At 38.4% G+C, this 255-nt stretch carries 1 pseudogene; it reads right to left on the reverse strand.

Annotation, left to right across the window (positions count from 1 at the left end):
• A pseudogene (locus DN064_RS14095) lies at positions 1-241 on the reverse strand (OmpA family protein); the annotation flags it as partial.
• Positions 242-255 lie beyond the last annotated feature (14 nt).

Genomic DNA, 255 nt, shown 5'->3' on the forward strand with positions numbered 1-255 from the left:
CTTTTTCGAGGGCTTCACCATACCAGAATGCTGCTTTTTCAGAGTTGGCATTGTTGTAATAACAATCCCCAAGTCTGGTAAGTACATAGACGCTACTGTCGCCCTTTTCAACGACTTTTTCGTAGAGTTCAATAGCTTTGGCATAGCCATAGTTATCGTAGAATTTATCGGCTAGTTTCTTTTGAGCAAATACAGCAGAACCGCTCAAAATAAAAAGAAGTAATATGAATCTTGTTCTCATGACCATTTGCTTTT

Origin of the sequence: Winogradskyella aurantiaca (genome assembly GCF_003362725.1) — a bacterium.
Taxonomy (GTDB): Bacteria; Bacteroidota; Bacteroidia; order Flavobacteriales; family Flavobacteriaceae; genus Winogradskyella_A; species Winogradskyella_A aurantiaca.